Annotated in this window: 9 protein-coding genes and 1 pseudogene; 9 read left to right on the top strand and 1 reads right to left on the bottom strand. The window is 58.9% G+C overall.

What is annotated here, in order from left to right; genetic code table 11:
- Window positions 1-92: 92 nt before the first annotated feature.
- A pseudogene (locus HOP58_RS22575) lies at window positions 93-278 on the bottom strand (hydroxymethylglutaryl-CoA lyase); the annotation flags it as partial.
- Between the two features lie 180 nt (window positions 279-458).
- On the opposite strand from HOP58_RS22575, the gene tssI reads away from it, so the two are divergent.
- The 9 genes from tssI (at window position 459) to HOP58_RS22530 (ending at window position 12,492) form a co-directional block, all read left to right on the top strand.
- Window positions 459-2,657, top strand: coding sequence for a type VI secretion system tip protein TssI/VgrG (gene tssI, locus HOP58_RS22570; RefSeq protein ID WP_234261865.1), 2,199 nt, complete (start codon window positions 459-461; stop codon window positions 2,655-2,657).
- Window positions 2,654-6,043, top strand: a complete 3,390-nt coding sequence (locus HOP58_RS22565; protein WP_234261864.1) for a toxin VasX — start codon at window positions 2,654-2,656, stop codon at window positions 6,041-6,043. The genes tssI and HOP58_RS22565 overlap by 4 nt, the downstream gene beginning before the upstream one ends.
- Entirely contained in the window at window positions 6,040-7,110 is a 1,071-nt protein-coding gene (locus HOP58_RS22560) for a hypothetical protein (protein ID WP_234261863.1), read from the top strand. The genes HOP58_RS22565 and HOP58_RS22560 overlap by 4 nt, the downstream gene beginning before the upstream one ends.
- Before the next feature lie 141 nt (window positions 7,111-7,251).
- Window positions 7,252-8,457, top strand: coding sequence for a hypothetical protein (locus HOP58_RS22555; RefSeq protein WP_234261862.1), 1,206 nt, complete (start codon window positions 7,252-7,254; stop codon window positions 8,455-8,457).
- A 74-nt stretch (window positions 8,458-8,531) separates the two neighbouring features.
- Window positions 8,532-9,611 (top strand): hypothetical protein, encoded by a 1,080-nt coding sequence (locus tag HOP58_RS22550; protein WP_234261860.1) that lies wholly within the window; start codon window positions 8,532-8,534, stop codon window positions 9,609-9,611.
- Window positions 9,612-9,996: 385 nt separating this feature from the next.
- On the top strand, window positions 9,997-10,323 hold the full coding sequence (locus tag HOP58_RS22545) for a hypothetical protein (RefSeq protein ID WP_234261858.1): 327 nt from the start codon (window positions 9,997-9,999) through the stop codon (window positions 10,321-10,323).
- A 300-nt stretch (window positions 10,324-10,623) separates the two neighbouring features.
- Complete coding sequence (locus tag HOP58_RS22540) at window positions 10,624-11,424, top strand: hypothetical protein (protein ID WP_234261856.1); 801 nt, start codon at window positions 10,624-10,626, stop codon at window positions 11,422-11,424.
- On the top strand, window positions 11,421-11,789 hold the full coding sequence (locus HOP58_RS22535; RefSeq protein ID WP_234261854.1) for a hypothetical protein: 369 nt from the start codon (window positions 11,421-11,423) through the stop codon (window positions 11,787-11,789). The genes HOP58_RS22540 and HOP58_RS22535 overlap by 4 nt, the downstream gene beginning before the upstream one ends.
- Window positions 11,790-11,961: 172 nt before the next feature.
- Window positions 11,962-12,492 carry a hypothetical protein gene (locus HOP58_RS22530; RefSeq protein ID WP_234261852.1) on the top strand — a complete coding sequence of 177 codons (531 nt, stop codon included), beginning with the start codon at window positions 11,962-11,964 and terminating at the stop codon, window positions 12,490-12,492.
- Window positions 12,493-12,735: the final 243 nt, after the last annotated feature.

Here is a 12,735-nt window from a genome sequence, read left to right as displayed (position 1 = left end):
GGGATGGTCATGCTCATGGGCGGTGCCATCTTCTTGAGGATGGCTTCCTTACGCTCTGCGGGGTAACGCACGTTGATCACCTCTCAATCCGTTTAGGTGACAACTACGCTGACAGATAGGGCCACGCCTACCTTGGAGCGATTCGGTCGGCCGATGGTCTGGGTGATCCAGGTGCCGGTTTCGGCGAGCTTGTCGAGGTCAATGCCGGTTTCGATGCCCAGGCCGTTGAGCAGGTAGACGACGTCTTCACTGGCCACGTTGCTGGAGGCGCCCTTGGCATTGGGGGAGCCGACGAGAGGAGAGGGTGGTTCAGTCTCTTTGTAAGCTATTTCTTACATTCTTATCAGCGAAGCGCCACAGATAAGCCTGGCTGCGATTGGTATCCTTTGCTGCGCGAAAAAGCGTGTCTACGCAAAACGACCAATAACATCGAGTACTTCCAGCCGCAGGGAGGCGACATGGCCAAGGCCACCGGTTTGCATTTCACTCTGACCTTGCCCGACACCGAGGGCCTGGCGGTCATCGAGTTCACCCACCGGGAACGGCTCTCCGCCCCCTTCGAGCTCACGGTGCGCTTCGCCAGCCGTAACGGCAGCCTCTCTGCCCGCGACATTCTCGACCGCGAGGCCACCCTGACCATCTGGCAGGACGACGAGATGCTGCGCCAGGTGAACGGCATCGTCAGCGAGTTCGCCCGTGGCGACCGCGGCCACCGCCACACCTTCTACCGGGTCGAGATCCGGCCCGCGCTGTGGCGCCTTGTCCTGCGTCAGAACTCGCGTATCTTCCAGGAAGTCTCGCCGCTCACGGTGCTCAACACCCTGTGCGACGAGCACGGCCTGACCGATCTCGTCTTCGCCGCCACCCGCGAGCCTGAGTCTCGGGAGTACCTTACTCAGTACCGGGAAGACGATCTCGCCTTCGTCGAGCGCCTGGCCGCCGAAGAAGGGCTGTTCTACTTCCACGAGTTCTTCGAAGTCGGCAGCGACGAGGATGCTCGCGCCGCCCACCGCCTGGTGTTTGCCGATGCGCCCCAGGTGCTGAGCCACCTGGGCGAGCGCACCTACCACGGCCGCGCCGGGGGCACGCCGCCGGCGCGTCACGTGCGCAAGCTGCAGCAGCACGCCCGGGTCGCCCCGGCCTCGGCCACGCTCAAGGACTACTCGTTCAAGAAGCCTGCCTACGGCCAGCTGCACGATCACGCCGCACGCGATCTGGAAGCTCACGGCCAGCGTGGCGTCGTTGATACAGGGTACGAACACTACGACTACCCCGGGCGCTACAAGGCCGACGCCTCCGGCCAGGCCTTCACCCGCATTCGCCTTGAAGCGCTGCGCCGCGGTGCCAACACCGCCGACGCCGAGAGCGATCTGCCCGAACTCGCCCCGGGCACCCGGTTCACGCTCACCGACCACGATCTGGATGACCTCAACCGCGACTGGCAGGTGCTCGGCGTCATTCACCACGGCAAGCAGCACCAGGCGCTGGAAGAGGACGGCTTCGTTCAGAGCGGTGGCCAGAACGATGGGCAAGGGAATGATGGCCTGCAGGGTCGGGCAGGCTCGGAAGCCATGACCCGCTACCACAACGAGCTGCTCCTGATGCCCGCCGACCAGGCTTGGCGTCCCGAACCCAAGCCCCGCCCTCGGGTCGACGGCCCTCAGATCGCCTTCGTGGTGGGTCCCGAAGGTGAAGAGATCTACTGCGACGAGCACGGCCGGGTCAAGGTGCAGTTCCCCTGGGATCGCTACGCTGAGCCTGATGAAACAGCGAGTGCTTGGATACGTGTCAGCCAGGACTGGGCCGGCGGCGGCTACGGCAGCATGGCGATTCCGCGTATCGGCCATGAAGTGATCGTCAGCTACCTGGAGGGCGATCCCGATCAACCGCTGATCACCGGGCGGATCTACAACGCCGTCAGCACACCGCCCTACGAACTGCCGGCGCACAAGACCCGCACCGTCATCCGCACCCAGAGTCACCAAGGCGAAGGCTTCAACGAACTGCGCCTGGAGGACGAAGCCGGCCAGGAGCAGATCTGGCTGCACGCCCAGAAAGACCTGGAGCTGCTGACCCACAACGACCGCACCGAAGAGATCGGCAACGACAGCCACCTCACCGTGCACCGCAACCGCATCAGCGAGATTCACGCCGACGACCACCTCACTGTGCGTGGCCAGCGCCACCTCAAGGTCGACGGCGACGACCACCTCATCGTCGGTACCACGCGCCACGAAAAGACCGCCCGCGCCCAGCTCGTCGAAGCCGGCCAGGAGATCCACCACAAGGCCGGCAGCAAGACCGTGATCGACGCCGGCGCCGAGATCACCCTCAAGGCCGGCGGCAGCTTCCTCAAGCTCGATCCCAGCGGCATCACCATCGTTGGCGCCCAGGTCAAGATCAATTCCGGTGGCAGCCCCGGCTCGGGGAGCGGGCAGGGGGCAGCGGCGCCTGAACTGCCTCGGCGCGCTGAAGCAGAAGAGCATTCTCGTATCGCCTTCTCGGGCAACGGTCCCAGCCAGCAGGCACAGCTGGTCGAGGCGGAAGGGCTGGGCGAGCGAGCGTTTCTCGTCGACGTCACCAGCGGCGGGCAGGACGGCCAGCAGGTTCGGCTACGTAAGGCACGAACTCGGACGAATGGGGAGCAGAAAGGATGAGCGAAGCCGATCTCAAGGAACTCCAGGACGAAGACGTCGACCTGGGCGTGCGCCGCCGTGCCGAGTACGACGATGAGGAAGACGGCACCCTGGCACTGGTCATTCCCAAGCGGGAAGGCGGCGGTGAGATCGAGATACCGTTGCTGGAACATGCCAGAACCGTTTTCGAGCGCACCGATGGCAGCCTGCAGGACAACACCTTGCTGGCCGTTCGCCCCCTGGCGGAAGTCGGGCGCAATCGCCCCGTTCAGCAGCGTGGAGTCACCACCTATACCGGGCTCGCCAACGGCATGCTGCGCCCCGGGTACCTCTACGTCTTCTTCGACAACCGCCTGTGGCGCGAACTCGAGGTCGGCCCCGACGGCAAGCTCAGCGACGTCGATCTCATGCACTATCGCGAGCAAGCCGAGGGCGGCGACACGCCCAACGAGCGTGCCAGCGAAGGCGAATGGCTCGACGACCTCCTGCTGCCGGCCATGCTGCAAGGGCAGGCCACTCTGCATCGGGTACGCCTCGCCTACAGTGAGATCGCCTGGAGCTGGCCTTACATCACCTGGCTCGAAGCCAACCCCGGCCGGCTCGAAGCGCGCACCACCGCCGTTGGCCACGCCCATGCCGTGATTTTCGATACCTCAGGCCAGCTCTCCATGCAGACCGGCTTCCCCGCCGGTCGTGTGGCCGACCAGCCGGCGCTGCGTGAGCGCGACCTTGGCATCGAGCTGATGCTCCAAGCGCCCGATACCTTCACCGCCGACTTCACTGCCCCGACAGACGATGAACTGTGCGCCAAGCTCAAGGCCCTGTGGGAACAGGCCGGGGAAACCGACCGGGCTGCTTCGCTGACGCTGGAGTGCGAGGCTGGCGATGATCTGCTGGCCGACATTCGCGACAATCCCGGCATCGTCGCCGTGTCATTGCCGGACCCGCTGTTCACCCTGCGCCATGCCCTGGCACAGATTCACTTGGCCCAACACTATCTGGATGGCCTCGACAGCTTGCTGGCCGAAAAGCCTTTGGGGCATTCGGCCAAGCTGATTCGTCAGGCCCTCTTTACCGCGCCGAGCGCCGGACCGAATCCGCTCGCCGAGTATCGTGGCGCCATCGACCAGGCCAAACTTGACGCTACTCTGGAGCAGGCCGAGCGTGATGCAGCGGTGGTTGTGCTGCGCCGGCAGCTCGATAATCTCCATCGGTTGGCCAGTGAGGGGCAGCTCAGCGCCGTGCTGCGTGATTTCACCAGCCACCATCAACTGGGCATCTGTGAAGGCTATGCACTGTGTGGCGACTTGTTCGGTGTGCTGCAGCAGCTTCCGGGTGTGCTGTATGACCAAGGGCATGCCGGCTTGGGAAGGCGAGCCGAGCAACTGCTCAAGGTATTGCTGGCCGATGGGGATCTACAAGCGCTCTGGAGTGCCGACGAAAGCGAGGACACCGAAGCAACGGCTGACGATACCAACGATGGCAGCGGCAACTTTCGGCCCGCCTTTCTGCGCCAGCTTGCCGAGGACGAGCGTGACATCGACGGCACTCTTGCCGAGAGTTTGGGGCTGGAAACACTGGGACTGATTGCACGGAATCTAACCGAGCAAGAGCAAGCGCAACAGAATGAAGTGATCAGCCTGAACAATGCCGGTAAGGTGAGCGGCTTGGTCAACACGGTAGTGGGCCAATGGAGCCAGGCCGTGCTGCGGGTCGCGGAGCGGGTCGGCGACGACGTGGAAGTGATCCACATGCGACGTGTGTTCACGGCCGTGGGTGCTCATGCCAACCTGGTCGATGGCAACCTGAGGGGCGAGCTGCAAGTCATGCATCGCGGTGAGGTCGACCTGAGCCGCTATACCATCGTTGGCGTGCATGGGGACGGCGTCGAGTGGGGACTGACCGAGCGCGACCGCACCAGCGGCGCCTTCCAGACCCAGAAGGAGTACCTCTACGCCGAACAGGTGGATCCAAGAGGCAATGTACAAGCCTCGACCAGCCCCAAGCGTATGTCATCGGAGGTGGACGGCGCCATCCGTCAGATCGCCGGCCATGTCCTGGTTTACGTCCTTCCCGCCGGCCACCCCGAAGCCGCGAAGGTTGCACAACTGCGCCTGGCAAAGCTGGCCGGTCAGATGAGGGTGGTGATAGATGGCCCAGCGGTATCAAGGCTGCTGGTGGGGTTTGCGATATATAATCTTGGAAGAGAAATTTTAGGAATCGAACAAGCGGGAAAAGAAGGTCAAGAGATTTCACAGTATGCGAAAATAATAAGTGCACTAGCAGACCTGAGCGCAGCCTCAATGAAGCTCCATGCGGTTTTAAATCCAAGCTCCAATACCATTGCGGGACGATTTGTACAACGCCCCTTGTTCGATATGAAGGGCTGGCCTTTGATTGGCTCACGGTTAACTAAGGTCGGGGCTAGTACGATTGTTCGTACGATAGGGCTTTTTAATTTCATCGCAGGGCTGGCTAGTGTGGGCGTAAGTTCATGGGATCTGCGCAACAGCTTACAGCAGGGGGATCGTGATGCGGTCATTGGTCATGGTGTGGCGGTTGCTGGCGGGGCGCTGTTTCTTGCCGCTCCCCTGATGTCGGGGCTGCTAATGATTCCCGGCTGGGGCTGGGCGTTGCTGGGTCTTGGCTTGGCTATCGGTGGCACCAGTTACGCCGTGATGAACCAGGATACTCCCTTCGAGCGACTGCTCAAACAGGGCCCTTTGGGTACCCATACTGCTAGAACGATGACATCGGCCGATGATACCGCCTACTACCCCCAACTGTTGACGCAGTTGAGTCCGGCCCAGATTGAGGTGACTCGCTACGGTAGCCTGGGTGCCGAAGAACGGCAGGCACTGCTGGAAAGCGTGTGGGAATCTACTACAGATACCCCCAGCAGCCGCGACTATGTGGTCACCATCAGCACGCCACTGATCAGCCGCTACAAGATCGGGGAATCCTTGAATCTGGCCGTGCAGGAGCTGGAGCAGACCGATACCGGAACCTTCACCCAGCTTGGCACCTATTCGCAGCTCTCATACATCACCCGGACGCCGGAGCCGTTCGAAATCGGCAAGCGCCAGTTGCTACCGCAGCAAAGTGCGGTGCGCTTTCTGGTCAAGCGCAAGATGGCTGAGGAGAGCTTCGAAATGGTCGGTACCAGCGTGACCTCAACGGCTCGCCTGCGGGTCGCCCTACAGGCCAGAGTCGAGTGGGAGCTGGGTGAGATGGTGCTGCCTACCCCGATGCTCAAGGAGTACGAGCCTTTTGTGGAAGGGCAGCATGATGCGCTTCCGGCTCGGACGTATCGAACGGTGAACAATCCAATCTCCGATTTTATCAGCTCCATTACGGGTCGCTCCCAGGATCCACGTTATTGGTATATCAAGGAATTCCAGATATGAAAGAGGCAAGCTCCTCCCATTATGCCCCCGCTGCCTATCGTGCAAGTGCTATTGCTGCGATGCCGGCAGCGCCGAAAAAGCGCGAGCGTATCGGTGAGGAGCTGCTGCCCTTTGGCGACTACGCCGATATCGACCCCTATCAGCAACTCTGCGAGGATGCCGAGTTCGTTCAGCATCAGGATCGTCAGAATAAAGCGTTCTACGAAACGGATGACTGGTGGTGGGATCATCAGCGTATTCGTTTTCTGAAAAGTCAGTTAGGGTTTTCAGCGGTATTAATAGCGTTTCCAGTGTTATATTTTTTCTTCTTGGTTGCATTTCCGTTTTTTTTGGCCATAGGTGTTACGGATTATTTATATGAGCGTTATGATGTCTTTGCAACAGTAGTGATAGTTTTAATATTGGTCATTGGCTTTCTGGGTGCCATGATCGCTACAGTATATACAACGCAGCCCGTTTTTAATTCCCTAGTAAGGTTCTGCGGGTTTGTTCTGACGCCTTTAAGTAAGTGGTTCGCTAGTCGTGCCAACCGCTACATGGAAAATCGCTGCAGTGAATTCAATCGCCAAACCGGGATGGCGAGCTTCGCCCAAGGCAAGAAGAAGCCGCCTCTGAAGGCGCCTTTCGTCGAGTTCGATGGCTATGTGGAGCGCGTGGTACAACGTGGCGGTATCTTCTATCGGTTGATGTTCGTGCATCGCTATACCGGCAAGCAGTTCAGCCAGACCTCTCTCAGCGCCATCGTCGATCACAAGCATGAGGTGCACGCCACGTGGGATATGCTGCAACGCTACATGGACGTGAGCCAGCCCATGCCCGATGTGCCGCGCTTGGAGCCCTTCCGTTATCTCGACCCCACCACCGCCGAACACGACCGGCAAACAGGGCGTGATCCACGCTATTGGCGCGATCTGGATCTGGAGGCCTGGAAGGCAGGCGAGGGTGCCGCTCACCTCAAGGCGCAGATCGACTACCCCTGGTCCCGCCAGCGCTGCCAGCTCACCCCGCAGCTTGGCAAGGTGGAGATGTCGACCTACAAGGAACAGCTGAAGGCCGCGGTGGCATGAGGGAAGCCAGTGTCTTCTGCTATGGCCCCGGTGCTTACCGGCTCCGGGCCATCAAGACTTCTATGCAACCGCAAAAAAGCTTGGTGGGCTTCATGACGCCCAGCGATAGGGTTCGTCAACACTGCTACCAGGGGATGTGAAATGGCCCGGCGATGGGTTGTCATTTCGTTGTTGCTTCTTCTGGCTGTTGGCTATGTCGTTGGAAGCAGCGGAATGTGGGATAGGGTTAGCAATGACTTCATGAAAAAAGACAAACCCTATGGGCCAGGGGACTTCCGGATTCGTGGTAAAAATGTCATTTCGATGAAGCTGGCCAAGCCAGAGCTGATGTTTAAGCCAAGGTCGGCTGAGGAAATTGAGGCTAATGTTAGTCTTGAGGTTAGTGAAGCCTGGATGGCGAATCCTTCGGAAAGAGCTAATCGTCGTACTGTACGTATTCTAGCTGGAGAATTGGATAGCCTACTCTCCTTGCGCTTCGAGGAGACGGCGCAACAAGCTGATTGGTGGCTATCGCCAAACTGGGACACTATCTACCTGGCCACCGGCTGGACGGATCGCACCCAGGAGAGTCTTCCTGGACAGCGTTATCTCCCACAGCTCACCCAGCTTTTCAAGTCCACTGACCAAGGCCAAGAGTGGGAAAAGCTCCGCTGGCCTGAGGATCAAAACATTACCTTCCTGCGCTTTATCGATCCTCAGCGCGGCTATCTGATCGGCTGGGGGCCAAGAGTCTGGCGCACGAGAGATGGCGGTGATCATTGGGATGAGCTGCCGGTACCCGAAGGCTCCCGAGATCCGGAAAACCCTCGTCAGCAGTTCGACTTGGTAGCGCTTGGCCAGGACCACGTGCTGCGCATGGCTTTCTATGACCACGCCGCCGACGTCAGCCGCATCTATGCGCTGTCTTGGGGAGAGGACATTCCCCAGCAAGCTTTCACTATCCCTGGCCATGTCGTAATGGATATCGCTGCCAATACGGAAAGCAATGTCTACGTGCTTGCTACTCAGGGTGCTCCCTACTTCTCGCTTCCCTCGGAGGAGCGAGACGCGCCTCGACCAAGCGTCGTATGGCGCTGGAATGACGACAGCTTGGATAAGCTGCACGAGTTTCTACCTGAGCTGAAAGGCTATGCATTGTATCTCACCCCGAGCGGTGGGCTCCTGTTCGACGGCGTCAATGAATCCACTCTGCTGGGTAATGATGTTGTCGCAGTTAGTTACGATGGGGGAGGGAGCTGGAAAATTCAAAATGAGGGGCGCAGTGCCCAGGGGGGATATTACGACGTCCAAACCGGGACCCGTTGGCGAGTGAGAGGATACTCGCTCTACCAACGAGAGATTCCCTGAGCTTGCGGTAGCCATCTCAAGGGCTTCCTAATTCTTGGCCAGCTTGAGTTATTTCCTTTGGCTCGGGAAGACACTTGCTGTCTTCTCTGGCGGTAGCGTGGCAAGCCAGCCGCTACGGCGACCTGCCCGAACTCGCCTGGCACACCTACGGCAGCGGCCACCTGCACGGCCTCAGCGCTCCCGGGCTGGGCCTCGAACTCGCCCTCGAACCCGACGCCCTGCACCGTGAAACCCAGCGCCGCTTGAGCAGCGCCGATCAGCCCCAACCGCTGATCCTCGAGCGTGGCTACACGGCACTTGGCCAACTGGATCACCTCAGCCTGCGCGGGCCCGGCAGCGCCAAAGGCGAGCAGCACTACCGCTACGACGCCCTCGGCCGTCTGAGCTTCCGCAGCCAGGGCAGTGCCAGCCCGGTCATTGCCTATAGCTACGACGCGGCAGGCCGCCTGATCGCCAGTCAGCACGGCGACCGCGCCCACCGCTACCCGATGGATGCCGCCGGCAACCGCCTCGAAGGCCAAGCCAGCGCCCAGCCTGACAACCGCCTGACCCAGCTCGGTGGTACCCGCTATCGTCACGATGGCGCCGGAAACCTGATCGAGCGCGAGGCTTCCCATGGCGAGCGGCTCAGCCTAGGCTACGACGGCGCCAACCGCCTGGTACGGTTGACCCGCACCAGCGCCCAGGGAGCGACCGAAGAAGCCCGCTACCGCTACGACGCCCTGGGGCGGCGCATCAGCAAGACCGTCCATCACGCCAACGGCACAACCGCCACCACCCACTACGGCTGGGATGGCGACCGGCTCGTACACGAAGCGAAAGAGCGCCACCAAACCACCGTGGTCTACGAGCCCGGCAGCTTCGTGCCCATGCTCCGAATCGACCAGGCCGGTGATGGCGCCGCCAAGCAGATCAGCGCTTATGTCACCGATGCCCTGGGCACACCCATGCAACTCGTCACGCCCCGGGGCGACACCCTATGGCAGCCCAGCCTGACGACTGGGCCGCGGTCGCCAACCAACAGGGCCGCACCGCCCAGCCCATCCGCTTCCAGGGCCAGTGGTACGATGAAGAGAGTGGGCTGTACTACAACCGCCACCGTTACTACGACCCGCAGCAGGGCCGGTACATCAACCAGGATCCGATTGGTCTGAATGGCGGCACCAACCTGTATGGTAACGTCAGCAACCCGACCGGGATGTTGGATCCGCTGGGGTTGGAAGGCTATGAAGGTGGCTATGAAAGCATTCGAAGGGGTATCGAAGAGTCAAGAAATAGGGGCTGGGGAATACGTCCTGGTGGCGTATCTATTAACGCTGGAACTGCCTCGGTAGATATAAACGCTGGCCCTGTGTCTTCTAGCCCGATATCCGAATCTGCTCGTAGTTTTTCGGTCGGCCAGCCATGCGAATCCAATGAATTAAGTGTTGGAAGCTGGGCAAAAAATGTATGGAAAAAAGTGTTTGGGAGAACAGGAAATGGAGAAGCTTCAGTAAGTAACGCGATTGGTTGGGAGCGGCCTAGGAACAAAGTGTTTGAATGAAGAATTTGTTATTCCAGATCGTGAAGGTGAGCTTTGGCATGATGGGTAAAAGGAAGCGAGTTGTAGGGATTTTTCTCTGTGTCATTTTAACCATTTTAGTGGTTAGAGATTTTGGGGTGGTGAAGTCAGACCCAAGTCGGTTCTTGGCAGTTATATTGTTAGGTGGGTTTGCCAGCTATCAAATAGTAGCATTTTTATTTGGCTGGAAAATGCCAATGCTAACTTTTACAGGTGGGTTGGTGAAAGGCAGGCATGATGTTTTGAGAGTTGTCATGTTTATGTTTTTCTCCTGCTTTTGGCTTTTTGTTTTTCAGAATCCGTGAGGCTGGGTCGTCAAGATTTTATTTAACCACGCTGATCTCGAGTTTCGGTGCGTTGATCTGTCGTTTCAATATTCCTTCTATGGCCAGGCGTGGTTCATTATTGTAATGATGAGTAAGAGTTAAAAATAACGTAAACCTGAGTTCACCAATAAGTGCTACACGGACGTTGTGCACTTCTGCCACCGCAAGTGAAGGTAGCTTACTGCCTTCTTCGGCGGTAGCGTGGCAAGCTAGCCGCTACGTGACCTGCTCGCCGGTGGGGCACTGTTTCTTGCCGCTCCCCTAATGGCGGGGCTGGTAATGATCCCTGGCTGGGGCTGGGCTTTGCTGGGCCTGGGGCTGGCCATCGGTGGTACCAGCTACGCCGTGATGAACCAGGATACTCCCTTCGAGCAACTGCTCAAACAGGGCCCCTTGGGTACCCATACTGCTAGAACGATGACATCGGCCGATGATACCGCCTACTATCCCCAACTGTTGACGCAGTTGAGTCCGACCCAAATCGAGGTGGCTCGCTACGGTAGCCTGGGTGCCGAAGAACGGCAGGCACTGCTGGAAAGCGTGTGGGAATCCACGACGGATACCCCCAGCAATCGCGACTACGTGGTCACCATCAGCACGCCACTGATCAGCCGCTACAAGATCGGGGAATCCTTGAATCTGGCCGTGCAGGAGCTAGAGCAGACTGATACCGAAACCTTCACCCAGCTGCTTGGCACCTATTCGCAGCTCTCATACATCACCCGGACGCCGGAGCCGTTCGAAATCGGCAAGCGCCAGTTGCTACCGCAGCAAAGTGCGGTGCGCTTTCTGGTCAAGCGCAAGGTGGCGGAGGAGAGCTTTGAGATGGTCGGTACCAGCGTGACCTCCACGGCTCGTCTACGCGTTGCCTTACAGGCCAGAGTCGAGTGGGAGCTGGGCGAGATGGTGTTGCCCACGCCAATACTCAAGGAGTACGAGCCCTTTGGAGAAGGGCAGCATGATGCGCTGCCGGCTCGGTCGTATCGCACGGTGAACAATCCAATCGCCGATTTTATCAGCTCCTTTACGGGGCGCCCTCAGGATCAGCGTTACTGGTATATCAAGGAATTTCAGGTATGAAAGAGGCAAGCTCCCCCCACTATGGTCCCGGTGCCTATCGAGCAAGGGCTATTGCTGCGATGCCGGCAGCGCCGAAGAAGCGCGAGCGTATTGGTGAGGAACTGCTGCCCTTTGGTGACTACGCTGGCATCGATCCCTATCAGCAACTCTGCGAGGATGCCGAGTTCGTTCAGCATCAGGACCGTCAAGATAAGGCATTCTATAAAACGGATGATTGGTGGTGGGACCATCAGCGCATTCGTTTTCTAAAAAGCCAGCTGGGGCTTTCTGTCTTGTTGATGGCTTTTCCCTTCATTTATCTATGTTTTTTTTGCGGGGGGGGCTTTCTTTTTAGCTTCAGGTGTTGCAGATTTGATTCATGGTAGTAGTCCTGCGCTTGCAACACTGATTTTTGCCGTAGTTTTTGGCGGTGGGTTTGTAGCTGCAATCGTAATGGTGGCATATACAACACAGCCGGTTTTTAATTGGTTGGTTAAAGTTTTTTCGTCGATTTTAAGCCCTTTTCGTCAATGGTCTGCTAATCGAGCCAATCGTTATATGGAAAACCGCTGCAGCGAATTCAATCGCCAGACCGGGATGGCGAGCTTCGCCCAAGGCAAGAAGAAACCGCCGCTGAAGGCGCCTTTCGTCGAGTTCGATGGCTATGTGGAGCGCGTGGTGCAGCGTGGCGGTATCTTCTATCGGTTGATGTTCGTGCATCGCTATACCGGCAAGCAGTTCAGCCAGACCTCACTCAGCGCCATCGTCGATCACAAGCATGAGGTGCACGCCACATGGGACATGCTGCAGCGCTACATGGATGTGAGCCAGCCCATGCCCGACGTGCCGCGCCTGGAGCCCTTCCGTCATCTCGACCCCACCACTGCCGAGCATGACCGGCAAACCTGCCGAAATCCACGCTACTGGCGCGATCTGGATCTGGAGGCCTGGAAGGCAGGCGAGGGCGCCGATCACCTCAAGGCGCAGATCGACTATCCCTGGTCCCGCCAGCGCTGCCAGCTCACCCCGCAGCTTGGCAAGGTGGAGATGTCGACCTACAAGGAACAGCTGAAGGCTGCAGTTACATGAGTGAAGTAAATCCCGCCTATTATGGTTTCTGTGCGTATCGAGTTGGCGCTATTCCTACCATGCCGACATCGCCCAAGAAGCGCGAGAGATTCGGCGAAGATCTGTTGCCTTTTGGCGACTATGTGTCACCGCCGATGTAAAACTGACCCCCTGACGCCGAGGTAAATCTGACCCCCTTGGGCGAAGATGGTGGCTTTTGAGCCGCCGCGATGTTGATCCAGGAGCAGTCAGTGGAAATCAGAG

Origin of the sequence: Halomonas sp. MCCC 1A11062 (assembly GCF_021404355.1) — a bacterium.
In the GTDB taxonomy this organism is placed as follows: domain Bacteria; phylum Pseudomonadota; class Gammaproteobacteria; order Pseudomonadales; family Halomonadaceae; genus Halomonas; species Halomonas aerodenitrificans.
This window is presented reverse-complemented; position numbering and strand designations above follow the sequence as displayed.

What these genes read in the sequence shown, in the direction of transcription:
- tssI (WP_234261865.1), top strand. Translation starts at nt 459, where the DNA reads ATGGCCAAGGCCACCGGTTTGCATTTCACTCTGACCTTGCCCGACACC.
- HOP58_RS22565 (WP_234261864.1), top strand. Translation starts at nt 2,654, where the DNA reads ATGAGCGAAGCCGATCTCAAGGAACTCCAGGACGAAGACGTCGACCTG.
- HOP58_RS22560 (WP_234261863.1), top strand. Translation starts at nt 6,040, where the DNA reads ATGAAAGAGGCAAGCTCCTCCCATTATGCCCCCGCTGCCTATCGTGCA.
- HOP58_RS22555 (WP_234261862.1), top strand. Translation starts at nt 7,252, where the DNA reads ATGGCCCGGCGATGGGTTGTCATTTCGTTGTTGCTTCTTCTGGCTGTT.
- HOP58_RS22545 (WP_234261858.1), top strand. Translation starts at nt 9,997, where the DNA reads ATGAAGAATTTGTTATTCCAGATCGTGAAGGTGAGCTTTGGCATGATG.
- HOP58_RS22540 (WP_234261856.1), top strand. Translation starts at nt 10,624, where the DNA reads ATGATCCCTGGCTGGGGCTGGGCTTTGCTGGGCCTGGGGCTGGCCATC.
- HOP58_RS22535 (WP_234261854.1), top strand. Translation starts at nt 11,421, where the DNA reads ATGAAAGAGGCAAGCTCCCCCCACTATGGTCCCGGTGCCTATCGAGCA.
- HOP58_RS22530 (WP_234261852.1), top strand. Translation starts at nt 11,962, where the DNA reads ATGGAAAACCGCTGCAGCGAATTCAATCGCCAGACCGGGATGGCGAGC.